The organism is Bacillus sp. BR3(2024), assembly GCF_039134555.1.
GTDB classification, from domain to species: domain Bacteria; phylum Bacillota; class Bacilli; order Bacillales; family Bacillaceae_G; genus Bacillus_A; species Bacillus_A cereus.
The window spans coordinates 90,001-113,402 of record NZ_CP152433.1; the positions used below are offsets into that span (position 1 = coordinate 90,001).

Sequence of the window (23,402 nt, forward strand, 5' to 3'; positions counted from 1 at the left end):
GCGGAGCCGCAGCGAAAGCGAGTCTGAATAGGGCGTTTAGTACGTGGTCGTAGACCCGAAACCAGGTGATCTACCCATGTCCAGGGTGAAGTTCAGGTAACACTGAATGGAGGCCCGAACCCACGCACGTTGAAAAGTGCGGGGATGAGGTGTGGGTAGCGGAGAAATTCCAATCGAACCTGGAGATAGCTGGTTCTCCCCGAAATAGCTTTAGGGCTAGCCTTAAGTGTAAGAGTCTTGGAGGTAGAGCACTGATTGGACTAGGGGTCCTCATCGGATTACCGAATTCAGTCAAACTCCGAATGCCAATGACTTATCCTTAGGAGTCAGACTGCGAGTGATAAGATCCGTAGTCAAAAGGGAAACAGCCCAGACCGCCAGCTAAGGTCCCAAAGTGTGTATTAAGTGGAAAAGGATGTGGAGTTGCTTAGACAACTAGGATGTTGGCTTAGAAGCAGCCACCATTTAAAGAGTGCGTAATAGCTCACTAGTCGAGTGACTCTGCGCCGAAAATGTACCGGGGCTAAATACACCACCGAAGCTGCGGATTGATACCAATGGTATCAGTGGTAGGGGAGCGTTCTAAGGACAGTGAAGTCAGACCGGAAGGACTGGTGGAGTGCTTAGAAGTGAGAATGCCGGTATGAGTAGCGAAAGACGGGTGAGAATCCCGTCCACCGAATGCCTAAGGTTTCCTGAGGAAGGCTCGTCCGCTCAGGGTTAGTCAGGACCTAAGCCGAGGCCGACAGGCGTAGGCGATGGACAACAGGTTGATATTCCTGTACCACCTCTTTATCGTTTGAGCAATGGAGGGACGCAGAAGGATAGAAGAAGCGTGCGATTGGTTGTGCACGTCCAAGCAGTTAGGCTGATAAGTAGGCAAATCCGCTTATCGTAAAGGCTGAGCTGTGATGGGGAAGCTCCTTATGGAGCGAAGTCTTTGATTCCCCGCTGCCAAGAAAAGCTTCTAGCGAGATAAAAGGTGCCTGTACCGCAAACCGACACAGGTAGGCGAGGAGAGAATCCTAAGGTGTGCGAGAGAACTCTGGTTAAGGAACTCGGCAAAATGACCCCGTAACTTCGGGAGAAGGGGTGCTTTCTTAACGGAAAGCCGCAGTGAATAGGCCCAAGCGACTGTTTAGCAAAAACACAGCTCTCTGCGAAGCCGTAAGGCGAAGTATAGGGGGTGACACCTGCCCGGTGCTGGAAGGTTAAGGAGAGGGGTTAGCGTAAGCGAAGCTCTGAACTGAAGCCCCAGTAAACGGCGGCCGTAACTATAACGGTCCTAAGGTAGCGAAATTCCTTGTCGGGTAAGTTCCGACCCGCACGAAAGGTGTAACGATTTGGGCACTGTCTCAACCAGAGACTCGGTGAAATTATAGTACCTGTGAAGATGCAGGTTACCCGCGACAGGACGGAAAGACCCCGTGGAGCTTTACTGTAGCCTGATATTGAATTTTGGTACAGTTTGTACAGGATAGGCGGGAGCCATTGAAACCGGAGCGCTAGCTTCGGTGGAGGCGCTGGTGGGATACCGCCCTGACTGTATTGAAATTCTAACCTACGGGTCTTATCGACCCGGGAGACAGTGTCAGGTGGGCAGTTTGACTGGGGCGGTCGCCTCCTAAAGTGTAACGGAGGCGCCCAAAGGTTCCCTCAGAATGGTTGGAAATCATTCGTAGAGTGCAAAGGCATAAGGGAGCTTGACTGCGAGACCTACAAGTCGAGCAGGGACGAAAGTCGGGCTTAGTGATCCGGTGGTTCCGCATGGAAGGGCCATCGCTCAACGGATAAAAGCTACCCCGGGGATAACAGGCTTATCTCCCCCAAGAGTCCACATCGACGGGGAGGTTTGGCACCTCGATGTCGGCTCATCGCATCCTGGGGCTGTAGTCGGTCCCAAGGGTTGGGCTGTTCGCCCATTAAAGCGGTACGCGAGCTGGGTTCAGAACGTCGTGAGACAGTTCGGTCCCTATCCGTCGTGGGCGTAGGAAATTTGAGAGGAGCTGTCCTTAGTACGAGAGGACCGGGATGGACGCACCGCTGGTGTACCAGTTGTTCTGCCAAGGGCATAGCTGGGTAGCTATGTGCGGAAGGGATAAGTGCTGAAAGCATCTAAGCATGAAGCCCCCCTCAAGATGAGATTTCCCATAGCGTAAGCTAGTAAGATCCCTGAAAGATGATCAGGTTGATAGGTTCGAGGTGGAAGCATGGTGACATGTGGAGCTGACGAATACTAATAGATCGAGGACTTAACCATATAATATGTAGCAAATGTTATCTAGTTTTGAAGGAATATGCCTTCATAGTTTGGTGATGATGGCAGAGAGGTCACACCCGTTCCCATACCGAACACGGAAGTTAAGCTCTCTAGCGCCGATGGTAGTTGGGACCTTGTCCCTGTGAGAGTAGGACGTCGCCAAGCAACTAAACACGAGTCAAATGACTCGTGTTTTTTCGTGTTTTCTTTTATAATCCATAGTAATTAAAAAAATATGCTTAAATAATTACTATTTTGATTAAATGCAGGGGAATGTGGCTAGGATAGTGAATAAGCAAAAGAGTTGCAAATTTTATTAATACGTATATAATTAAAGTCAAAGATAGTCAAAGTCAATAAAGGTGGCGGATAAATGAGAAATATATCTGATATCATTGAGCAATATCTAAAGCAAGTTATTGACTTAAGTAATAATAATGTGATTGAAATCAAAAGAAATGAGATTGCGGATCGATTCGAGTGCGTACCATCTCAAATCAATTATGTAATCAATACCCGTTTTACATTAGAAAGAGGATTTGTAGTAGAAAGTAAACGTGGTGGAGGAGGTTACATTCGCATTATAAAAGTCAAACTGCATGATGATATAGACATTATTGATCAAATGCTTCATATGATTGATCATAGCGTTGCACAAGGGAATGCAGAGAGTATGATTATACGTTTATTAGAAGAGGGAATCATAACAGGCCGTGAAGCAAAATTAATGTTAAGTGTACTAGATCGTTCTGTATTATCAATGGATATTCCTTCTCGAGATGAACTTAGGGCTCGAATATTATGCGCAATGTTAAGAACACTGAAATATAAATAAATACAGCTTTTGTAAAAGAATGATAATTAAGATAGGGCAGTTAAATATTGTAGAAGTTTTGAAAAAGAGCATGTACTTTTATCTGAGTGGATTAAGGAAAGAGGACAATCTAGTAATGTATGAAAAGTATCATGAGGTAGATCGTTCCTGTTGTAAAGGTGGGGATATTGATGACTTGTCAAAACTGTAATATAAGACCAGCAACTTTACATTATACAAAAGTAATCAACGAGAAGAAGGCGGAAGTTCATCTTTGTGAGCAATGTGCGGAGCAAAGTGGCTATACGTCTTTCTTTCAATCATCACAGTCTAACTTTTCATTTCATGATGTATTTGCTGGTTTATTACACGGTGAATCAACAATGTTTGGAGAAGGAAAAAACGGGTTTTCAAATACAAATACAGTAAGATGTCCAGATTGTAAGATGACATATGAACATTTTACAAAAGTGGGACGCTTTGGTTGTGCTTCTTGTTACGATACATTTAAAGGACACTTAAACCCATTGTTAAAGCGACTTCATGGTGGACATACAGAACATTGTGGAAAAATTCCGGAACGAATGGAAGGAAATATCCACTTAAAGAAAGAATTAGATGAACTAAAACTTATTCTGAAACAATATGTACAGAATGAGGAGTTTGAGAAAGCTGCTGAGGTAAGAGATGAGATTCGAGGGCTTGAAACTCAGCTTAGTGAGCATAGAGAGGGGGAGTAGTTCTATGTCACTGGACAAAATTATGAATGAAGCGATTAGTCCATGGATGAAGGGGGATGGCCCTGATTCTGATATTGTTTTAAGTAGTCGAATTCGTTTGGCTCGTAATTTTAAGCAATATCAATTTTCTACTATGCAAAACGAAGAGGAAGCTCAAAAGGTTCAAGAATTATTTAAAAAGAAATTTATAAATAAAGCGGTAGAGCCCTTTGGGAAGTTTGGACTATTAAAAATGAATGAACTAACTCCTCTTCAAAGGCGAGTTTTAGTCGAAAAGCATTTAATTAGTCCAAATCTAGCAGGGACCGAATATGGAGCATGTCTGTTATCAGAAAGCGAACACATTAGTGTGATGCTTAATGAGGAAGACCACATTAGGATTCAGTGCCTATTTCCAGGACTACAGTTATCAAAGGCGCTTCAAAGCGCCAATCAAATAGATAATTGGATTGAGAAAGAGGTTGAATATGCTTTTGATGAATCACTTGGATATATTACGAGTTGTCCTACTAACGTTGGTACAGGATTAAGAGCTTCTGTAATGATTCATTTACCAGGGCTGGTTTTAACAAAAAGAATTAGCCGTATTATACAAGTAATTCAAAAATTAGGTTTAGTAGTAAGAGGAATATACGGTGAAGGTAGCGAAGCGTTAGGTAATATATTTCAAGTATCAAATCAAATGACGTTAGGGAAATCCGAAGAAGATATTATTGCAGATTTAAAGAGTGTCATGCAGCAAATTATACAACAAGAAAAATTGGCCAGAGAATTAATTGTACAAAATTCGAGCATTGAGCTTGAAGATAAGGTTTATCGTTCTTACGGTATACTAGCAAACAGTCGTTTAATTCAATCTGCAGAAGCGGCAACTTGCTTATCGGATGTACGACTCGGTATTGATCTAGGATATATAAAAGGTATATCGAGAAATATTTTGACTGAGCTAATGGTTCTTACGCAACCTGGTATTTTACAACAATATGCAGGAGGACCTTTAGGACCAGAAGAAAGAGATTATCGAAGAGCAACCTTAATCCGTGAGCGATTACGTATTGAAAAAAACTAAGCGCAAGTAGGAGGCGATTTCTATGATGTTTGGAAGATTTACAGAAAGAGCACAGAAAGTATTAGCTTTATCTCAAGAGGAAGCAATTCGCATTGGGCATAATAACATTGGAACAGAACATATTTTACTTGGGCTTGTACGCGAAGGTGAAGGAATTGCAGCAAAAGCGTTAATTGCTCTTGGATTGAGCCCGGAGAAAGTGCAAAAAGAGGTAGAAGCGTTAATTGGACGTGGAACAGAAGCTTCTCAAACTGTACATTATACACCTCGTGCTAAAAAAGTTATTGAATTGTCTATGGATGAAGCGCGTAAGCTAGGACATTCTTATGTTGGAACAGAACATATTTTACTTGGCTTAATCCGTGAAGGTGAAGGTGTAGCGGCACGTGTATTAAATAATTTAGGTGTAAGCCTCAACAAAGCAAGACAACAAGTGTTACAACTTCTTGGAAGTAACGAAGCAAGTTCAGGTCACCAAGGTGGTTCATCGACAAATGCAAATACACCGACACTAGACAGTTTAGCGCGCGACTTAACAGTTGTTGCACGTGAGAATCGTTTGGATCCTGTTATTGGACGTAGTAAAGAAATTCAACGTGTAATTGAAGTGTTAAGCCGTAGAACAAAAAACAATCCAGTGTTAATTGGAGAGCCTGGTGTAGGTAAAACAGCAATTGCTGAAGGGTTAGCACAGCAAATCGTAAATAATGAAGTTCCTGAAACGTTAAGAGATAAGCGTGTTATGACACTAGATATGGGAACAGTGGTAGCTGGGACGAAATATCGTGGTGAGTTTGAAGATCGTTTAAAGAAAGTAATGGATGAAATACGTCAAGCAGGGAATATTATTCTATTTATTGATGAACTTCATACATTAATCGGTGCAGGTGGAGCAGAAGGTGCAATCGATGCATCGAATATTTTAAAACCATCTTTAGCACGCGGAGAATTACAATGTATTGGTGCGACAACTTTAGATGAGTATCGTAAATATATTGAAAAGGATGCAGCTTTAGAGAGACGTTTCCAGCCAATTCATGTTGATGAGCCGAGTCTAGAAGAATCAACTCAAATCTTGAAAGGATTACGCGATCGTTATGAGGCGCATCACCGTGTGTCTATTACAGATGATGCAATTGATGCAGCTGTAAAACTTTCAGATCGTTATATTACGGATCGTTTCTTACCAGATAAAGCAATTGATTTAATTGATGAAGCTGCTTCAAAAGTTCGCTTGCGTTCTTATACAACACCACCAAACTTAAAAGAGCTTGAAGTGAAGCTTGAGGAAATTCGAAAAGAAAAAGATGCGGCTGTACAAAGTCAAGAGTTTGAAAAGGCTGCTTCCTTACGTGATATGGAACAACGCTTACGTGAGAAATTGGAAGATACAAAACGTCAGTGGAAAGAACAACAAGGAAAAGAAAATTCAGAGGTTACGGTAGAAGATATTGCAAATGTCGTTTCTACATGGACACGTATCCCTGTTTCTAAACTTGCACAAACAGAGACTGATAAATTATTAAACTTAGAATCCATTCTTCATGATCGTGTCATCGGTCAGGATGAAGCTGTAGTGGCTGTAGCGAAAGCTGTTCGTCGTGCAAGAGCAGGATTGAAAGATCCGAAACGTCCAATTGGTTCATTTATTTTCTTAGGGCCAACAGGTGTAGGTAAAACAGAATTAGCAAGAGCATTGGCAGAATCTATGTTCGGTGATGAGGATGCAATGATTCGCATTGATATGTCTGAGTATATGGAGAAACATTCAACTTCTCGCTTAGTTGGTTCTCCTCCAGGATATGTTGGGTATGAAGAAGGCGGACAATTAACAGAGAAGGTTCGTCGTAAGCCTTATTCAGTTGTCCTATTAGATGAAGTAGAGAAGGCACATCCTGATGTATTTAATATTCTACTACAGGTATTGGAAGATGGTCGTTTAACTGATTCTAAAGGACGTACAGTTGATTTCCGTAATACGATTGTTATTATGACGTCTAACGTTGGTGCTGAGGCGTTAAAACGTAACAAACATCTTGGATTTAACGTACAAGATGAAAGCCGTGATTATTCGGATATGAAAGGTAAAGTAATGGATGAGCTGAAAAAGGCATTTCGTCCAGAATTCTTAAACCGTATTGATGAAATTATCGTATTCCATATGCTTGAGAAAAAACATATTCAAGAAATTGTGACTCTTATGGTAAATCAGTTAGTGAATCGCTTAAAAGAACAAGAAATTGAATTGCACTTAACAGAAGGAGCGATTGCAGCTATTGCTGATAAAGGGTTTGATCGTGAATATGGTGCTCGTCCACTACGTAGAGCAATTCAGAAGCATGTAGAAGATAGACTATCGGAAGAACTTTTAAAAGGTGCTATTGAGAAAGGTCAAAAAGTTATCTTTGATGTAGAAGGGGAAACATTTGTCATTCATAGTGCTGAAAAGGTAAAATAAGTATAGACAAACTAAGAGGGCTACGAGATAGCCCTCTTTCTTGTACGAGAAGGTCAAATGTTTATAGATGAAAGCGAAGTGAAATATAAAAAGATATGGCTAAAAAGAAAACAAAATTCACATGTCAAGAGTGTGGTTATCAATCACCAAAATATATGGGTAAATGTCCAGGATGTGGTCAATGGAATTCGCTTGTTGAAGAGATGGAACCCGTTGTATCATCCAGACGCCTAAATTATGCAAATGCAATTCAAACAGAAGTAACAAAACCAAGACGTCTTACAGAAGTAGAAACAAAGTCTGAGGCACGTATTGAAACAAAATTTCAAGAGTTTAACCGTGTACTAGGTGGCGGAATTGTAGATGGATCTTTAGTACTTATTGGTGGGGACCCTGGGATTGGAAAATCAACGTTATTATTACAGATTTCCTCGCAATTAGCAGATGCTTCATATGATGTATTGTATATATCAGGTGAGGAGTCAGCAAAGCAGATTAAACTTCGTGCAGATCGTTTACATGTAAATGGTAGTAATCTATTTGTTGTATCAGAGACAGATTTACAGCGTATTGCAGCACATATTGAAGAGATGAATCCTGCTTTTGTTGTTATTGATTCTATTCAAACGATACATTTACCTGAGGTAACATCAGCTCCTGGTAGTGTGGCGCAAGTACGTGAATGTACAGCAGAATTAATGAAACTTGCAAAAACAAAGGGAATCCCAATTTTCATCGTAGGACATGTGACAAAAGAAGGTGCAATTGCGGGACCGCGTATGCTAGAACATATGGTTGATGCAGTTCTTTACTTTGAAGGAGATCGACACCATACATATCGTATTTTACGAGCTGTAAAGAATCGTTTTGGTTCTACGAATGAAATGGGTATCTTTGAAATGAAAGAACTTGGCCTTGCAGAAGTCTTAAATCCTTCTGAAATTTTCCTTGAGGAAAGACCAGTTGGAGTTGCAGGTTCAACAGTAGTTGCCTCAATGGAAGGAACAAGACCAGTTTTAGTAGAAATACAGGCATTAATTTCCCCTACTAGTTTTGGAAATCCTCGAAGAATGGCGACAGGAATTGATCATAATCGTGTCTCGCTTATTATGGCGGTACTAGAGAAAAGAACAGGTTTACTATTACAAAATCAAGATGCGTATTTAAAAGTAGCTGGTGGTTTGAAATTAGACGAACCGGCAATTGATTTAGCTGTCGCCTTAAGTATAGCTTCAAGTTTTAGAGATAAATCTACGGCACCAACTGATGCGGTAATAGGAGAAGTTGGATTAACTGGAGAAATAAGAAGAGTATCAAGAATTGAACAACGTGTACAAGAAGCAGCTAAATTAGGATTTCAACGTGCTATCATTCCTAGAAAAAATTTAGGGGGATGGACAATTCCAGAGGGGATTGAGGTTGTAGGTGTTTCTAATTTGGGAGAAGCGCTTCGTTTGACATTAGGAGGCTAGGCTATGGAAGAAAATAAGCAACGTGTCAAAAGTATGATTAACATTTTACAGCTCGTGGCCCCAGGAACACCACTGCGCGAAGGGATAGATAATGTACTTCGCGCACAAACGGGGGGACTAATTGTTCTTGGGTATAATGAGCAGATTAAAAGCATTGTTGATGGTGGTTTTCATATTAATTGCGCATTCTCTCCTGCTAGTTTATATGAATTAGCAAAAATGGATGGAGCACTTATTTTAAATGAAACTGGAAGTAAAATTTTAATTGCAAACGCACAGTTAGTTCCAGATTCATCTATTGATTCTATTGAAACAGGTATGCGTCACCGAACAGCAGAGCGTGTAGCAAAGCAGACGGGCAGCCTTGTTGTGGCCATTTCACAAAGACGTAATGTAATTACGCTATATCAAGGGAACTTACGTTATACATTAAAAGATATAGGTGTCATTTTAACGAAGGCAAATCAAGCAATTCAAACGCTAGAAAAATATAAGGCTGTATGGAATGACGGCATTACGAATTTGGGTATTCTAGAATTTGAAGAGGTCGTTACAATGTCCGAGGTGGTTCACGTTTTACATAGTGTTGAAATGGTGCTGCGTATTAAAAATGAAATATTGAGCTATATTCATGAGTTAGGAACAGAAGGTAGGTTAATTCGTTTACAGCTTACAGAATTACTAGCTGATTTAGAGGCAGAGGCAGCATTGTTAATTAAAGATTATCACCAGGAGAAAACACAAGACCATCATCAAATCTTGAAAAAGTTACAAGATCTTGCAAATACACAACTTTTAGAGGATAGTGATTTAGTTAAATTGCTTGGCTATCCAGGACAAACAAGTTTAGAAGAAAGTGTGACACCTAGAGGGTACCGAATCACAAGCAAGATTTCTCGTGTTCCGCCACTTATTATCGAGAATTTAATTAATCGATTTAAAACATTGCAAGGTGTTTGCCGAGCAACTATTAATGAATTGGATGATGTGGAAGGAATTGGAGAAGTGAGAGCGAAGAAAATACGAGAAGGTCTAAAAAGAATTCAAGAGCATCTCTATATGAGTAGACACAATTAAGAATATTACATTGATTCTATAATATAACGACACTAGAACATTTTTGGTATATGATATGATATATTGGTAAATAAAACTATTTACAAAAAAACACGTCCGCTTTTGCATTCGGCGTTTTGATTAGCGAAACAATGGTTAATAATGAGTAGGAGGTGGTTGGATGTTAAAACGGATTGTACAGCTCTTCTTTTTAGTGATCGGGGGAGCGTTAGGGATTTACTTAATCCCCAAAATTATTAATGTATTAGATATCGGTGCGGTTCCTTTGTTGGAAGGATCGTATGTTCGTGCAATTATTGGTGCAATTATTTTATTTTTAACAACATTTTGGCTTGTAGATTATATTGTTCAACTTATTAAGCATATTGAAGAGGCTCTTGTAAAGGCGCCTGTAGCAGATGTTTTATTTGGTACATTAGGATTAATCTCTGGTCTTATTGTTGCATATTTAATTTTGATACCAATTCGTGAATTTACAATTCCAGTTATTAGTACGGTGTTGCAAGTGTTCTTCACCCTTTTACTTGGATATTTAGGATTCCAAGTAGGATTTAAAAAAAGGAATGAATTGCTAGGATTATTTACATTACCCCAACGCGGAGGTAAGAAGAAAAACAATAGTGAGAATGAAGAGGTAGAGGTCGAAGCAGAAAAATCTACGACTCATTGGAAAATTCTCGATACGAGTGTAATTATTGACGGACGTATTGCAGATATTTGCCAAACAAAGTTTTTAGAAGGAACAATTGTCATTCCGCAATTCGTATTAGAAGAGCTTCAGCATATTGCCGATTCTTCAGATGCTTTAAAGCGTAATCGTGGCCGCAGAGGGCTAGACATTTTAAATCGTATTCAAAAGGAGATGCCAATTCCGGTAGAAATTTATGAAGGCGATTTCGATGATATCCAAGAAGTAGATAGCAAGCTTGTAAAGTTGGCAAAAATCACTGGTGGAACTGTAGTAACAAACGATTTCAATTTAAACAAAGTTTCTGAATTACAAGGGGTTACGGTGTTAAACATTAATGATTTAGCTAATGCGATTAAACCAGTCGTACTCCCTGGTGAAGAATTAAGTGTTTATGTTGTGAAAGATGGTAAAGAACAAAATCAAGGTGTTGCATACTTAGATGATGGTACGATGATTGTAGTAGAAGATGGTAGAGAGTATGTGGGTTCACAACTTGACGTACTTGTTACTAGCGTATTACAAACATCGGCTGGTCGTATGATTTTCGCAAAACGTAAATTGCTAGAAAAAGCATTATAAGTAGAGGATTATTAATATGTATACATTAATTATTCCGGCAGCAGGCCAAGGAAAACGAATGGGTGCTGGTAAAAATAAGTTATTTTTACTTATAGATGAAGTACCAATTATTGTGCACACATTGCGTGCTTTTGAAAAAGATAAAGCGTGCAAAAGTATTATTATGGCAATTAATGAAGAAGAACGCCCGTATTTTGAAGAGTTAATGCAGAAGTACCAGATTGAAAAGCACGTACAATTCATTCAGGGTGGAGCCGAAAGACAAGATAGCGTCTATAACGCACTTCAGTATGCGAGTGGTGTCGAATATGTTCTTGTGCATGACGGGGCGCGCCCGTTCGTAACGAATAAAGTGATTCGCGATGTATTAACTGCAGCAGAAAAATATGGAGCTTCCATTTGTGCAGTGCCAGTAAAAGATACTGTTAAGAAAGTAGAGCAGGGTGTTGTTGTAGAAACGGTAGAGCGATCTCAACTTAACGCTGTACAAACACCACAAGGATTCTCTGTTTCTCTTTTGTTAGAAGCTCATAGAAGCGCAAAGCAAAGTTGTTTTCTTGGCACAGATGATGCAAGTCTCGTAGAACGTGTTGGGAAGCAAGTAGGTGTAGTAGAGGGGAGTTACTATAATATTAAAGTGACGACTCCGGAAGATCTATTAATTGCTGAAAGTTTCCTACGTGTTCAAAAGAAATAACATTGATGACGTGTTAATAAAGAAAAGCTCGGCAACAGCCGGGCTTTTCTTTATAAGGATAGCGATATAATATAGAGTCATAAAGCTCAGTAGTTTAGCTTAAGGAGGAAGTAAGGATGTTTCGAATTGGACAAGGTTTTGATGTACATGAATTTGCGGAAGGGCGCCCGTTGATTATCGGTGGAATTACAATTCCACACGAGAAAGGATTAATCGGCCATTCAGATGCAGATGTATTGTTACATACGATTGCTGATGCATGTTTAGGTGCGATTGCAGCAGGAGATATCGGAAAGCATTTTCCTGATACAGACCCAGCTTTTAAAGATGCAGATTCAGCTGTATTGTTACAAAAAGTTTGGGAATTTGTGCGTGAACAAGGTTACGAGTTAGGAAATTTAGATTGTACAATTATTGCTCAAAAACCAAAAATGGCACCACATATTGAGAGTATGCGTAAGCGCATTAGTGAACTGTTAGAAACGTCTATCGATAACATTAATGTAAAGGCAACAACAACAGAAAAATTAGGATTTACAGGTAGAGAAGAAGGGATTGCTTCTCAAGCGGTTGTTTTATTACAGAAAAAATAATGGTTTTTAATTCGTAAGATGGATAATCACATTTTTTTGGTGTACAATTATAGAATGTGTTGACATTAAGAATGGAAGGTGTACCAATTATGGAAAAGCAAGTGAGAGTGCGCTACGCGCCAAGTCCAACAGGACACTTACATATCGGAAATGCGCGTACGGCATTATTTAATTATTTATTTGCTCGTCATTTAGATGGCAAATTTATTATTCGTATTGAAGATACTGATGTAAAACGTAACGTGGCTGGTGGAGAAGAAAGCCAATTAAAATACTTGAAATGGCTCGGTATGGACTGGGATGAAGGTGTTGATGTTGGTGGTGAATTTGGACCATATCGCCAAACAGAGCGTTTAGATATTTATAAAAAATTATATGAAGATTTATTAGAGCGTGGTCTAGCTTATAAATGTTATATGACAGAAGAAGAGCTAGAAGCAGAGCGTGAAGGACAAATCGCTCGCGGTGAAACACCTCGTTACGCAGGTAACCACCGTGAATTAACTGAAGAACAAGTGAAAGAATTTGAAGCTGAGGGACGTATTCCAAGTATTCGTTTCCGTGTACCAGCTGATCGTGACTACACATTCAAAGATATTGTAAAAGATGAAGTTGCGTTCCATTCAAATGATTTCGGTGATTTTGTTATTGTGAAAAAGGATGGAATTCCAACTTATAACTTTGCAGTAGCAGTAGATGATCATCTAATGGAAATTACACATGTACTTCGTGGTGATGATCATATTTCAAATACACCGAAACAAATGATGATTTATGAAGCTTTCGGCTGGGATATTCCACAATTCGGTCATATGACTCTAATTGTTAATGAAAGTCGTAAAAAGTTAAGTAAGCGTGATGAATCTATTATTCAATTTATTGAGCAATATAAAGAGCTTGGGTATCTTCCAGAAGCAATCTTTAACTTTATTGCACTACTAGGTTGGTCTCCGGTAGGAGAAGAAGAAATCTTCTCTAAAGATGAGTTTATCAAAATGTTCGATGCAGCTCGTTTATCAAAATCACCTGCATTATTTGATTCTCAAAAACTAAAATGGATGAACAACCAGTATATGAAAAAGCAAGATTTAGATACGGTTGTAGAGTTAAGCTTACCGCATTTAGTGAAAGCTGGACGTGTGGGAGAAACTTTAAGCGAACAAGACCAAGCTTGGATTCGTGATGTAATTGCTTTATACCATGAACAAATGAGTTTTGGAGCTGAAATTGTAGAGCTTTCTGAAATGTTCTTTAAAGATCATGTTGATTATGAAGAAGAAGGACAAGAAGTATTAAATGGTGAACAAGTACCTGAAGTACTTCGTGCATTTGCTGGTCAAATAGAAGCTCTAGAAGCAATGGAGCCAGCAGCAATTAAGGCAGCGATTAAAGCAGTTCAAAAGGAAACAGGACATAAAGGTAAAAATTTATTTATGCCAATCCGTGTTGCAACTACAGGACAAACGCATGGTCCAGAGCTTCCGAATGCTATTGCACTTCTTGGAAAAGAAAAAGTTTTAAATCGTCTTCAAAAAGTAATTGGTTAACATTTTCTAGGTTTAGAAATATAATAAGTATACCTAAAACCTAATAAGGAAAAGCGACGAGAAGGAGAAGTAGAAAATCAGGCTTTTTACAGAGAGAACCACCTTTAGGCTGGGAGTGGTTTATAAGCGGATTTTTGAAATGCCCCTTCGAGTCTTCTGCTGAACAGCGAATTGCTTCGTGGGATGTCTTAGGCCGCAAAGTAAGCAGAAGCGGTTTACACCGTTATCATGGATGAGTTTGAGGCTTTTTTAAGCCTAAACAGAGTGGAACCGCGCTTAAAAGGCGTCTCTGTCAATATGACAGAGACGCCTTTTTTTTATACCGTGTAAATAGGTATGAATATAGAATTTATCTCCTTATATAAAGAATTAGGGGAGAAGTGATGAGTTAGGGGAGTTAGTTCGCTCGACAAAAAAGCAGCCCATAAAGGGGAGGGAACACCGATGTTTAAGAGGCTTCGGGAAGATATTGAAGTCGTTTTTGAACAGGATCCAGCGGCAAGAGGTTATTTCGAAGTCATTTTAACTTACTCTGGATTACATGCAGTTTGGGCCCATCGAATTGCACATGCTTTTTATAAAAGAAATTTTTTCTTTCTTGCACGTTTTGTTTCACAAGTGAGCCGCTTTTTTACTGGCATTGAGATCCATCCAGGAGCAACAATTGGTCGACGTTTTTTCATAGATCATGGAATGGGAGTTGTAATCGGAGAAACTTGTGAAATTGGTGATAATGTAACGATTTATCAAGGGGTTACATTAGGTGGTACAGGAAAAGAAAAAGGAAAGAGGCATCCAACAATTCAGGATAATGTATTAATTGCGACGGGTGCTAAAGTTCTTGGTTCTATTACTGTGGGAGAGAATTCTAAAATCGGAGCAGGGTCTGTCGTATTAAAAGAAGTTCCTGCACATTCTACAGTTGTAGGTATACCTGGCCGTGTCGTTATTCAAAATGGAGTAAAGATTGGTCAAGAATTAAATCACTCTGACCTTCCGGATCCGATTTTTGATAAATTAAAGGCTATGGAAGTAGAACTTGATAAATTGAAGAAACAATTGGAATTAAAGGTAGAAAGGAAGGATAAAAATGACTATTCACATTTATAATACGTTAACACGTCAAAAAGAAGAGTTTGTTCCATTAGAAGAAAATAAGGTAAAGATGTATGTATGCGGACCTACAGTTTATAACTACATTCATATTGGGAATGCAAGGCCTCCTATGGTATTCGATACAGTGCGTCGTTATTTAGAATACAAAGGATACGATGTGCAATATGTATCTAACTTTACGGATGTAGATGATAAATTAATTAAAGCGGCAAATGAATTAGGTGAAGATGTACCGACAATTGCTGATCGTTTTGTTGAAGCGTACTTTGAAGATGTAACAGCACTAGGTTGCAAACACGCAACAGTTCATCCTCGTGTAACAGAAAATATGGATATCATTATTGAATTTATTCAAGAACTTGTGAATAAAGGGTATGCATATGAATCAGAGGGTGATGTGTACTTTAAGACGAAGGAATTCGAAGGTTACGGTAAATTATCACATCAACCAATCGCAGATTTACGTCACGGTGCTCGTATTGAGGTAGGGGAAAAGAAACAAGACCCTCTTGATTTTGCTTTATGGAAAGCTGCGAAAGAAGGAGAAATCTTCTGGGAAAGCCCTTGGGGGCAAGGACGTCCAGGATGGCATATTGAATGCTCAGCAATGGCGCGTAAGTACTTAGGGGATACAATTGACATTCATGCTGGTGGTCAAGACTTGGCTTTCCCACATCATGAAAATGAAATTGCGCAGTCAGAGGCATTGACTGGAAAAACGTTTGCACGTTACTGGATGCATAATGGATATATTAATATTAACAATGAGAAGATGTCTAAATCGCTTGGTAACTTTATTTTAGTTCACGATATTATTAAGCAATACGACCCGCAGTTAATTAGATTCTTTATGTTATCAGTACACTATCGTCACCCGATTAACTTTAGTGAAGAGTTATTACAAAGTACGAATAATGGACTGGAAAGAATTAAAACAGCTTATGGAAACTTAAAGCATCGTATGGAGAGTAGTACGGATTTAACGGACCATAATGAGAAATGGTTAGCTGAAATAGAGAAATTCCAGACTGCATTTGAAGAGGCAATGAATGATGACTTTAACACTGCAAATGCAATTACCGAATTATACAACGTAGCAAATCATGCAAATCAATATTTACTTGAAGAGCATACATCTAAAGTTGTGATTGAAGCATACGTAAAACAACTGGAAACGTTATTTGATATTTTGGGATTAGAATTATCAAAAGAAGAATTACTGGATGAAGAAATTGAAGAGCTTATCCAAAAGCGCATTGAAGCTCGTAAAAATCGTGATTTTGCATTGTCTGATCAAATTCGTGACGATTTAAAAGAACGTAATATTATTTTAGAAGATACTGCTCAAGGTACAAGATGGAAAAGAGGATAAGGATGATCGATGCAAAGCAATTAAACAGCTTGGCGTTAGCGTATATGGGTGATGCGGTATATGAACAATATATCCGCTATCACCTCCTTCAAAAAGGAAAAGTTCGCCCTAATCAATTACACCGCTTAGGGACGAGCTTTGTTTCAGCAAAAGCACAGGCGAAAGTTGTTTATCATTTATTAGAGACGGCATTTTTGACAGAGGAAGAAGAGGCGGTATTAAGAAGAGGGCGTAATGCAAATTCAGGTACAGTTCCGAAAAATACGGATGTACAAACATATCGACATAGTACAGCCTTTGAAGCGCTAATTGGTTATCATCATTTATTAAATAATCGTGAAAGATTAGACGAAATTGTATATAAGGCAATTGCAGTTTTAGAAGAAAAGGAAGGGGGCACATCATCATGACTAGTGAATATATTATCGGACGTAACCCTGTAATTGAAGCGTTAAGATCAGGGAGAGATATTAATAAAATTTGGATCGCAGAAGGTGCTGCCAAAGGACAAGTACAAATTGTACTAGCGTTAGCGAAAGAAAATAAGATTATTTTACAACATGCACCAAAGAAAAAGTTAGATCAATTAGTTGAGGGTAATCATCAAGGTGTAATTGCTCAAGTAGCTGCATATCAGTATGCAGAGTTAGAAGATTTATTCAAAGTGGCAGAAAAACGTAATGAAGATCCATTCTTCTTGATTTTAGATGAGATTGAAGATCCGCATAACCTAGGTTCTATTATGCGTACTGCTGATGCAACAGGAGCTCATGGAATTATTATTCCGAAGAGAAGAGCTGTGGGACTTACAGCATCAGTTGCGAAAGCATCAACAGGAGCGATTGAATACATTCCTGTTGCGCGCGTAACAAACTTATCTCGTACAATTGATGAATTAAAAGAGCGTGGACTTTGGATTGCTGGTACAGATGCCAAAGGGAAAACGGATTACCGTAATTTAGATGGTACAATGCCGATTGGGTTAGTAATTGGTAGTGAAGGAAAAGGTATGAGTCGTATTATTGGTGAAAAGTGTGATTTCTTAATCACTTTACCGATGGTTGGTAAAGTTACATCCTTAAATGCTTCAGTAGCCGCAAGTTTGTTAATGTATGAGGTATATCGTAAACGTCACGAAATTGGTAAATAAAAAATGAACGATATTTTAATCGTTGACGGTTACAACATTATCGGAGCTTGGGGAGATTTGAAGAAACTGCGGGATGTAGATTTACAATCATCAAGAGATGCGCTTATTGATAAGATGGCGGATTATCAAGGTTATACAGGTATAAAAGTGATGATAGTCTTTGATGCCTATACAGTCCATGGTATTGAAAAAAAGATGAAACAATCTCGTGTAGAAGTAATATTCACACGAAAGAATCAAACTGCAGACGAAAAGATAGAGCAACTTGCGATAGAGCTTAGAAATATAAATACACAAATATATGTTGCGACTTCTGATTATACAGAACAATGGGTTATATTTGGGCAAGGTGCCCTTCGAAAATCTGCGCGTGAATTAGAGTTGGAAGTACAAGCGATGGAACAACAAGTAAGAAGGCGCACAAAAGACACGAAAGAACAGCAGCCCGCCATGCGAAAGATATTTAGTAAAGATATTACAGAAAAATTAGAAAAATTAAGAAGAGGAGAGCGTTGAAGCATTGACGCTCTTTATCTTTTTACTGTATAATATTGCTAAATAAATAGCGGTCGGAGGGATCAAGGTGGAAGCAGGCTTCGTAAGTATAGGCGACGTTACATTTCGTGATTTAGAGGATGAGGCAATCGTTGAGTTAGTTCGAAAAGGTAATACTGACGCTCTAGAATATTTAATTCACAAGTATAAGAACTTTGTTCGTGCGAAATCAAGATCTTACTTTTTAGTGGGTGCCGATCGAGAAGACATTGTTCAAGAAGGTATGATAGGGTTGTTTAAAGCAATTCGTGATTATAAAGAGGACAAGCTGTCTTCATTCAAAGCATTTGCTGAACTATGTATCACTCGACAAATTATTACCGCTATTAAAACGGCAACAAGACAAAAACATATTCCTTTAAATTCGTATGTGTCTTTAGATAAGCCGATTTACGATGAGGAATCTGATCGAACGTTATTGGATGTTATTTCTGAAGCGAAGGTGACTGATCCTGAAGAGATGATCATTAGCCAGGAAGAATATACAGACATAGAATCAAAAATATCTGAATTATTAAGCGATTTAGAAAGGAAAGTGCTTTCTTTATATTTAGATGGTCGTTCTTATCAAGAGATTTCAGAACAGTTAAACAGGCATGTGAAATCTATTGATAACGCTTTACAAAGAGTAAAGAGAAAATTGGAACGATATATGGAAATGAGAGAAAGTACAACTTTAAATTCATAAGAAGTAACAAGTGCTACAGGTGTAAAATAAATCACCTGTTTTCTTTTGTAGAGAGTACAAAATGCATGTCATTGACATTGTCTTTTATTGTATGATACATTTTTAGGGACATAATGTTACAAGGTTGGTGTAACTAATGAGGAAAAAAGTTGTACTCTCATGTGAAGAGTGTAAAAATCGAAACTACTCTACTATGAAAGATACGAGCTCAATAGAGCGACTTGAAATAAAAAAGTTTTGTAAAACATGCAATCAGCATACAGTTCACAAGGAAACAAAATAAATAATTGAAATAATACACTGGAGGTCCCGCAGATGCGTTTAACGAACTTTTTCGGCGATGTAGGTCGCGAAATGAAAAAAGTAAGTTGGCCTAAAAAAGATGAATTACTCCGCTCAACAGCGACTGTTGTTGCTACAGTTGTGTTCTTTGCGATTTTCTTCGCAGTAGTTGATATGGGCATTTCTTCTTTAATTCGGTTAATTCTTGGTTAATTCTTGAATAAGAAGCACTTATCCATGATATAATGTTATTTATAAGAACTGTGTAAAAGCCCGGTGAACGGGTTTTTTCATTTGCGCAAAAAAATGTACGTCAGGGAGGGAAGGACGCTCGTCCTAAATGAATGGAAAAAAGTTGGTATGTTGTCCATACTTATTCTGGATATGAAAATAAAGTAAAAGCAAACCTAGAGAAACGTGTAGAATCAATGGGTATGCAAGATAAAATTTTCCGTGTTGTTGTCCCGGAAGAAGTAGAAGTAGAAATGAAAAACGGAAAAGAAAAATTAATGAAAAGAAAAGTGTTCCCAGGTTATGTATTAGTAGAATTAATCATGACTGATGACTCTTGGTATGTTGTACGTAACACGCCGGGTGTAACTGGGTTCGTTGGTTCTTCTGGTTCTGGATCTAAACCATCACCTCTATTAGAAGAGGAAGTTGTTACCATTATGAAACATATGGGAATGGACAACGAAGTGGTTGATTTCGACTTTGAACTTCATGAGACAGTACGTGTAAATGAGGGGCCATTCGCAGATTATACAGGTGCTATTGAAGAAATTGATGTGGAGAAGAAAAAGGTTAGCGTGCTTGTGGACATGTTTGGTCGCGAGACTCCAGTTGAACTTGACTTCCATCAAATTGAAAAATTATAAAATGAAACTTGAAATGAATTGTAAAAAGTGATAATATCTTTTAAGTCAGTACGTCTTCGTTATCGGAGACGTTTTTTGAAAGATTTTATCCTTACAGATAAAATATGACGTGGGAGGGCAAATCACTGTCCAATTGACCACATCACGGACTTAAGGAGGTGTGTCTCGTGGCTAAAAAGGTAATTAAAATGGTAAAGCTTCAAATTCCTGCAGGTAAAGCTAACCCAGCTCCACCAGTTGGTCCAGCATTAGGACAAGCAGGTGTTAACATCATGGGCTTCTGTAAAGAGTTTAACGCTCGTACAGCAGATCAAGCTGGTCTTATCATCCCTGTTGAAATTACGGTATTTGAGGACCGTTCATTCACTTTCATTACTAAAACTCCTCCTGCTGCTGTTCTTCTTAAGAAAGTAGCTGGTATTGAGTCTGGTTCTGGTGAACCAAACCGTAATAAAGTGGCAACTGTTAAGCGTGATAAAGTACGCGAAATCGCTGAAACTAAAATGCCTGACCTAAACGCTGCTAGCGTAGAAGCTGCAATGCGTATGGTTGAAGGTACTGCACGCAGTATGGGCATCGTTATCGAAGACTAATTCGATTTGTTTTAAAAAAGGTTGCGGGTCTGGAATTCCAATTCGCAACCTTTATTATCGTAAATGATTATCGTTTTTAAATAAATGGATGGCGCTCATCCTCAGGTTATACCTGAAAACAGGCGTAAACGTGGGAGGTTATTCCGCTAAAACCACATTCGAGGAGGAAATAAAAATGGCTAAAAGAGGTAAAAAGTACGTAGAAGCTGCAAAGCTTGTTGATCGTGCAGCTGCTTACTCTGCAACAGAAGCAGTAGAATTAGTAAAGAAAACAAACACAGCTAAATTTGATGCAACTGTAGAAGCTGCATTCCGTTTAGGTGTTGACCCTAAGAAAGCTGACCAACAAATCCGTGGCGCAGTTGTTCTTCCACACGGTACTGGTAAAGTACAACGTGTATTAGTATTTGCTAAAGGTGAAAAAGCTAAAGAAGCTGAAGCTGCTGGAGCTGACTTCGTAGGCGATACTGATTACATCGGTAAAATCCAACAAGGTTGGTTCGATTTCGATGTAGTAGTAGCAACTCCTGACATGATGGGTGAAGTTGGTAAACTTGGTCGCGTATTAGGACCTAAAGGTTTAATGCCAAACCCTAAAACTGGAACAGTTACTTTCGATGTAACTAAAGCTGTTAACGAAATCAAAGCTGGTAAAGTTGAATACCGCGTTGATAAAGCTGGTAACATCCACGTTCCAATCGGTAAAGTATCTTTCGAAGATGCTAAATTAGTAGAAAACTTCAAAACAATTGCTGACACTTTACAAAAAGTTAAGCCAGCTGCTGCAAAAGGTACTTACATGAAGAACGTAACAGTTGCTTCTACAATGGGACCTGGCGTACGTGTAGACGTTTCTACATTAGCGTAAATTTTGGAAGTTGACTTCATAAAGAAGTTTTAATATAATCATTTATGTTGTGAATTTAATTAGTGTACCGTAGACAGTAGGTGTCAATAGACTTAATTTCCTACCTAGGTGTTAATATACGAAGCGGAATCTTTTTTCTGTGACTATATGCCTCCATGTCTACAAGTTGGGCATGGAGGTTTTTAGTGCACTTTCGGTACATCTTCTATATAATCTACAGGAGGTGTAATAACATGAGCAAAGTAATCGAAACTAAACAACAAGTTGTAACTGAAATCGCGGACAAACTTCGCGCTAGTAAATCTACAATCGTTGTTGACTACCGTGGTTTAACAGTTTCTGAAGCAACAGAATTACGTAAGCAATTACGTGAAGCTGGCGTTGAGTTCAAAGTTTACAAAAACTCTCTAACTCGTCGTGCTGCAGAATCTGCTGAAATGGCTGAGTTAAATGAATTCTTAACAGGACCAAACGCAATCGCGTTCAGTAACGAGGATGTAGTTGCTCCTGCGAAAGTATTAAACGACTTCGCTAAAGATCATGAAGCTTTAGAAATTAAAGCGGGCGTAATCGAAGGTAAACTTGTAACACTTGATGAGGTTAAAGCAATCGCTACTCTTCCATCACGTGAAGGCTTACTTTCTATGCTTCTTAGTGTTCTTCAAGCTCCAATCCGTAACCTTGCACTTGCTACTAAAGCAGTTGCAGACCAAAAGGAAGAGCAAGGCGCTTAATTTTTTAAAAGATAATTACGTATTATCGATAAAACAATACAAACCTATTTAAGGGAGGATATTTACAATGACTAAAGAACAAATCATTGAAGCAGTTAAATCTATGACTGTATTAGAACTTAACGACTTAGTAAAAGCTATCGAGGAAGAATTCGGCGTAACTGCTGCTGCTCCTGTAGCTGTTGCTGGTGGCGCTGGAGAAGCTGCTGCTGAGAAAACTGAATTTGATGTGGAACTAACTAGCGCTGGTGCACAAAAAATCAAAGTTATCAAAGTTGTTCGTGAAATCACTGGTCTTGGCTTAAAAGAAGCTAAAGAATTAGTTGACAACACTCCAAAAGTAATCAAAGAAGCTGCTGCTAAAGAAGAAGCTGAAGAAATCAAAGCTAAACTTGAAGAAGTTGGCGCTGCTGTAGAAGTTAAGTAATTAACTTTTGATGCTTTAAAAAAAGCTCGCTCTCATGCGAGCTTTTTTTTTAACTGTAAAGAAAAGAGGTGGCCATATGGCAGACCATTATTTTTCTAACGACCCTTCTAGTAAAAGTGATCGTAAGCGATGGGAGTTTGACCTTCGTGGATCTCGATTTACTTTCTTATCTGACCATGGGGTGTTCTCGAAAAACGAAGTGGACTTTGGTTCCCGTCTTTTAATTGAAGCGTTTCAAATGCCAGATATTAAAGGTAATATATTAGACGTAGGTTGCGGATACGGTCCTATTGGTTTGTCGTTAGCGAAAGAGTTTCAAGGTCGTGAAGTTCACATGGTGGATGTGAATGAGAGGGCACTTGGGCTTGCGAAAGAAAACGCCGCTAATAACAAAATCGAGAATATACGTATTTTTCAAAGTAGCGTCTATGAAAATGTAGATGGTAAGTATGCTGCTATTCTATCTAACCCTCCAATTCGTGCGGGTAAAGATATCGTACATGAGATTTTAGAAAAAGCTGTGGAGTATTTAGTTCCAGGTGGAGAACTTTGGATTGTTATTCAAAAGAAACAAGGTGCACCGTCTGCGCTAAAAAAACTAGAAGAAGTATTTTCTGAGGTTGAGGTTGTAGAAAAGAAAAAAGGATATTATATCATAAAATCAAAAAAACGTTGACGGTTATTTTTGGCTATGTTAACATTATACAATGCCAATATATGATTTTCTGCGTTGAGAAAGATG

General features: G+C 38.8%; 24 protein-coding genes, 2 rRNA genes and 2 other annotated features (1 of these 28 running past the window's edge). All 26 genes read left to right on the forward strand.

Annotation, left to right across the window (positions count from 1 at the left end; translation table 11 throughout):
• A 23S ribosomal RNA gene (locus V7S45_RS00500) occupies positions 1-2,260 on the forward strand (it extends 662 nt beyond the left edge of the window).
• 49 nt (positions 2,261-2,309) lie between these two features.
• Positions 2,310-2,425 (forward strand): 5S ribosomal RNA (rrf, locus tag V7S45_RS00505).
• Between the two features lie 208 nt (positions 2,426-2,633).
• Positions 2,634-3,095 (forward strand): transcriptional regulator CtsR, encoded by a 462-nt coding sequence (gene ctsR / locus V7S45_RS00510; protein ID WP_001244565.1) that lies wholly within the window; start codon positions 2,634-2,636, stop codon positions 3,093-3,095.
• Positions 3,096-3,265: 170 nt separating this feature from the next.
• Positions 3,266-3,814, forward strand: a complete 549-nt coding sequence (locus tag V7S45_RS00515) for a UvrB/UvrC motif-containing protein (protein ID WP_000128399.1) — start codon at positions 3,266-3,268, stop codon at positions 3,812-3,814.
• Between the two features lie 4 nt (positions 3,815-3,818).
• Positions 3,819-4,883: a protein arginine kinase gene (locus tag V7S45_RS00520; RefSeq protein ID WP_000050842.1), complete on the forward strand. Its 1,065-nt coding sequence runs from the start codon at positions 3,819-3,821 to the stop codon at positions 4,881-4,883.
• Between the two features lie 22 nt (positions 4,884-4,905).
• A complete protein-coding gene (gene clpC / locus V7S45_RS00525) occupies positions 4,906-7,341 on the forward strand; it encodes an ATP-dependent protease ATP-binding subunit ClpC (RefSeq protein WP_000971183.1) in 2,436 nt (811 codons plus the stop codon).
• 95 nt (positions 7,342-7,436) lie between these two features.
• Entirely contained in the window at positions 7,437-8,813 is a 1,377-nt protein-coding gene (gene radA, locus V7S45_RS00530; RefSeq protein ID WP_001085202.1) for a DNA repair protein RadA, read from the forward strand.
• 3 nt (positions 8,814-8,816) lie between these two features.
• Positions 8,817-9,890, forward strand: a complete 1,074-nt coding sequence (disA, locus tag V7S45_RS00535) for a DNA integrity scanning diadenylate cyclase DisA (protein WP_000392163.1) — start codon at positions 8,817-8,819, stop codon at positions 9,888-9,890.
• A 160-nt stretch (positions 9,891-10,050) separates the two neighbouring features.
• Positions 10,051-11,160 carry a PIN/TRAM domain-containing protein gene (locus V7S45_RS00540; RefSeq protein WP_000919677.1) on the forward strand — a complete coding sequence of 370 codons (1,110 nt, stop codon included), beginning with the start codon at positions 10,051-10,053 and terminating at the stop codon, positions 11,158-11,160.
• A gap of 16 nt (positions 11,161-11,176) precedes the next feature.
• The gene (gene ispD / locus V7S45_RS00545) at positions 11,177-11,857 is read left to right on the forward strand and encodes a 2-C-methyl-D-erythritol 4-phosphate cytidylyltransferase (RefSeq protein WP_000288284.1); all 681 of its coding nucleotides are present in this window, start codon (positions 11,177-11,179) and stop codon (positions 11,855-11,857) included.
• 116 nt (positions 11,858-11,973) lie between these two features.
• Complete coding sequence (gene ispF / locus V7S45_RS00550; protein ID WP_000488386.1) at positions 11,974-12,450, forward strand: 2-C-methyl-D-erythritol 2,4-cyclodiphosphate synthase; 477 nt, start codon at positions 11,974-11,976, stop codon at positions 12,448-12,450.
• An 89-nt stretch (positions 12,451-12,539) separates the two neighbouring features.
• Complete coding sequence (gltX, locus tag V7S45_RS00555) at positions 12,540-13,997, forward strand: glutamate--tRNA ligase (RefSeq protein WP_000415143.1); 1,458 nt, start codon at positions 12,540-12,542, stop codon at positions 13,995-13,997.
• 47 nt (positions 13,998-14,044) lie between these two features.
• Positions 14,045-14,291: a binding site (T-box leader), on the forward strand.
• A gap of 150 nt (positions 14,292-14,441) precedes the next feature.
• Positions 14,442-15,107 (forward strand): serine O-acetyltransferase, encoded by a 666-nt coding sequence (gene cysE / locus V7S45_RS00560; RefSeq protein WP_000476497.1) that lies wholly within the window; start codon positions 14,442-14,444, stop codon positions 15,105-15,107.
• Positions 15,088-16,485, forward strand: coding sequence for a cysteine--tRNA ligase (gene cysS, locus V7S45_RS00565; RefSeq protein WP_000152276.1), 1,398 nt, complete (start codon positions 15,088-15,090; stop codon positions 16,483-16,485). Before cysE ends, cysS begins: the two co-directional genes overlap by 20 nt.
• Before the next feature lie 2 nt (positions 16,486-16,487).
• Positions 16,488-16,895 (forward strand): Mini-ribonuclease 3, encoded by a 408-nt coding sequence (locus V7S45_RS00570; protein ID WP_000564261.1) that lies wholly within the window; start codon positions 16,488-16,490, stop codon positions 16,893-16,895.
• Positions 16,892-17,635, forward strand: coding sequence for a 23S rRNA (guanosine(2251)-2'-O)-methyltransferase RlmB (gene rlmB / locus V7S45_RS00575; protein WP_000200237.1), 744 nt, complete (start codon positions 16,892-16,894; stop codon positions 17,633-17,635). Before V7S45_RS00570 ends, rlmB begins: the two co-directional genes overlap by 4 nt.
• Before the next feature lie 3 nt (positions 17,636-17,638).
• The gene (locus tag V7S45_RS00580) at positions 17,639-18,151 is read left to right on the forward strand and encodes an NYN domain-containing protein (RefSeq protein WP_000997876.1); all 513 of its coding nucleotides are present in this window, start codon (positions 17,639-17,641) and stop codon (positions 18,149-18,151) included.
• A 67-nt stretch (positions 18,152-18,218) separates the two neighbouring features.
• Entirely contained in the window at positions 18,219-18,878 is a 660-nt protein-coding gene (locus V7S45_RS00585) for an RNA polymerase sporulation sigma factor SigH (protein ID WP_000387193.1), read from the forward strand.
• 136 nt (positions 18,879-19,014) lie between these two features.
• Complete coding sequence (rpmG, locus tag V7S45_RS00590; RefSeq protein ID WP_014481927.1) at positions 19,015-19,161, forward strand: 50S ribosomal protein L33; 147 nt, start codon at positions 19,015-19,017, stop codon at positions 19,159-19,161.
• 32 nt (positions 19,162-19,193) lie between these two features.
• Positions 19,194-19,373 (forward strand): preprotein translocase subunit SecE, encoded by a 180-nt coding sequence (gene secE / locus V7S45_RS00595; protein ID WP_001241323.1) that lies wholly within the window; start codon positions 19,194-19,196, stop codon positions 19,371-19,373.
• Positions 19,374-19,504: 131 nt separating this feature from the next.
• Positions 19,505-20,038, forward strand: coding sequence for a transcription termination/antitermination protein NusG (gene nusG, locus V7S45_RS00600; RefSeq protein ID WP_000415794.1), 534 nt, complete (start codon positions 19,505-19,507; stop codon positions 20,036-20,038).
• A gap of 167 nt (positions 20,039-20,205) precedes the next feature.
• Complete coding sequence (gene rplK / locus V7S45_RS00605) at positions 20,206-20,631, forward strand: 50S ribosomal protein L11 (protein ID WP_001085872.1); 426 nt, start codon at positions 20,206-20,208, stop codon at positions 20,629-20,631.
• A 175-nt stretch (positions 20,632-20,806) separates the two neighbouring features.
• Positions 20,807-21,499, forward strand: a complete 693-nt coding sequence (rplA, locus tag V7S45_RS00610) for a 50S ribosomal protein L1 (RefSeq protein ID WP_001987630.1) — start codon at positions 20,807-20,809, stop codon at positions 21,497-21,499.
• Positions 21,500-21,548: 49 nt separating this feature from the next.
• Positions 21,549-21,693, forward strand: a sequence feature (ribosomal protein L10 leader region).
• A 39-nt stretch (positions 21,694-21,732) separates the two neighbouring features.
• The gene (gene rplJ / locus V7S45_RS00615) at positions 21,733-22,233 is read left to right on the forward strand and encodes a 50S ribosomal protein L10 (RefSeq protein WP_000048716.1); all 501 of its coding nucleotides are present in this window, start codon (positions 21,733-21,735) and stop codon (positions 22,231-22,233) included.
• A 67-nt stretch (positions 22,234-22,300) separates the two neighbouring features.
• Entirely contained in the window at positions 22,301-22,660 is a 360-nt protein-coding gene (gene rplL / locus V7S45_RS00620; RefSeq protein WP_000159736.1) for a 50S ribosomal protein L7/L12, read from the forward strand.
• A 76-nt stretch (positions 22,661-22,736) separates the two neighbouring features.
• Entirely contained in the window at positions 22,737-23,336 is a 600-nt protein-coding gene (locus tag V7S45_RS00625) for a class I SAM-dependent methyltransferase (protein ID WP_000763268.1), read from the forward strand.
• Positions 23,337-23,402 lie beyond the last annotated feature (66 nt).

Excerpts from the sequence above, each read along its gene's own strand:
- ctsR (WP_001244565.1), top strand. The coding sequence starts at position 2,634 with ATGAGAAATATATCTGATATCATTGAGCAATATCTAAAGCAAGTTATT.
- V7S45_RS00515 (WP_000128399.1), top strand. The coding sequence starts at position 3,266 with ATGACTTGTCAAAACTGTAATATAAGACCAGCAACTTTACATTATACA.
- V7S45_RS00520 (WP_000050842.1), top strand. The coding sequence starts at position 3,819 with ATGTCACTGGACAAAATTATGAATGAAGCGATTAGTCCATGGATGAAG.
- clpC (WP_000971183.1), top strand. The coding sequence starts at position 4,906 with ATGATGTTTGGAAGATTTACAGAAAGAGCACAGAAAGTATTAGCTTTA.
- radA (WP_001085202.1), top strand. The coding sequence starts at position 7,437 with ATGGCTAAAAAGAAAACAAAATTCACATGTCAAGAGTGTGGTTATCAA.
- disA (WP_000392163.1), top strand. The coding sequence starts at position 8,817 with ATGGAAGAAAATAAGCAACGTGTCAAAAGTATGATTAACATTTTACAG.
- V7S45_RS00540 (WP_000919677.1), top strand. The coding sequence starts at position 10,051 with ATGTTAAAACGGATTGTACAGCTCTTCTTTTTAGTGATCGGGGGAGCG.
- ispD (WP_000288284.1), top strand. The coding sequence starts at position 11,177 with ATGTATACATTAATTATTCCGGCAGCAGGCCAAGGAAAACGAATGGGT.
- ispF (WP_000488386.1), top strand. The coding sequence starts at position 11,974 with ATGTTTCGAATTGGACAAGGTTTTGATGTACATGAATTTGCGGAAGGG.
- gltX (WP_000415143.1), top strand. The coding sequence starts at position 12,540 with ATGGAAAAGCAAGTGAGAGTGCGCTACGCGCCAAGTCCAACAGGACAC.
- cysE (WP_000476497.1), top strand. The coding sequence starts at position 14,442 with ATGTTTAAGAGGCTTCGGGAAGATATTGAAGTCGTTTTTGAACAGGAT.
- cysS (WP_000152276.1), top strand. The coding sequence starts at position 15,088 with ATGACTATTCACATTTATAATACGTTAACACGTCAAAAAGAAGAGTTT.
- V7S45_RS00570 (WP_000564261.1), top strand. The coding sequence starts at position 16,488 with ATGATCGATGCAAAGCAATTAAACAGCTTGGCGTTAGCGTATATGGGT.
- rlmB (WP_000200237.1), top strand. The coding sequence starts at position 16,892 with ATGACTAGTGAATATATTATCGGACGTAACCCTGTAATTGAAGCGTTA.
- V7S45_RS00580 (WP_000997876.1), top strand. The coding sequence starts at position 17,639 with ATGAACGATATTTTAATCGTTGACGGTTACAACATTATCGGAGCTTGG.
- rpmG (WP_014481927.1), top strand. The coding sequence starts at position 19,015 with ATGAGGAAAAAAGTTGTACTCTCATGTGAAGAGTGTAAAAATCGAAAC.
- secE (WP_001241323.1), top strand. The coding sequence starts at position 19,194 with ATGCGTTTAACGAACTTTTTCGGCGATGTAGGTCGCGAAATGAAAAAA.
- nusG (WP_000415794.1), top strand. The coding sequence starts at position 19,505 with ATGGAAAAAAGTTGGTATGTTGTCCATACTTATTCTGGATATGAAAAT.
- rplA (WP_001987630.1), top strand. The coding sequence starts at position 20,807 with ATGGCTAAAAGAGGTAAAAAGTACGTAGAAGCTGCAAAGCTTGTTGAT.
- rplJ (WP_000048716.1), top strand. The coding sequence starts at position 21,733 with ATGAGCAAAGTAATCGAAACTAAACAACAAGTTGTAACTGAAATCGCG.
- rplL (WP_000159736.1), top strand. The coding sequence starts at position 22,301 with ATGACTAAAGAACAAATCATTGAAGCAGTTAAATCTATGACTGTATTA.
- V7S45_RS00625 (WP_000763268.1), top strand. The coding sequence starts at position 22,737 with ATGGCAGACCATTATTTTTCTAACGACCCTTCTAGTAAAAGTGATCGT.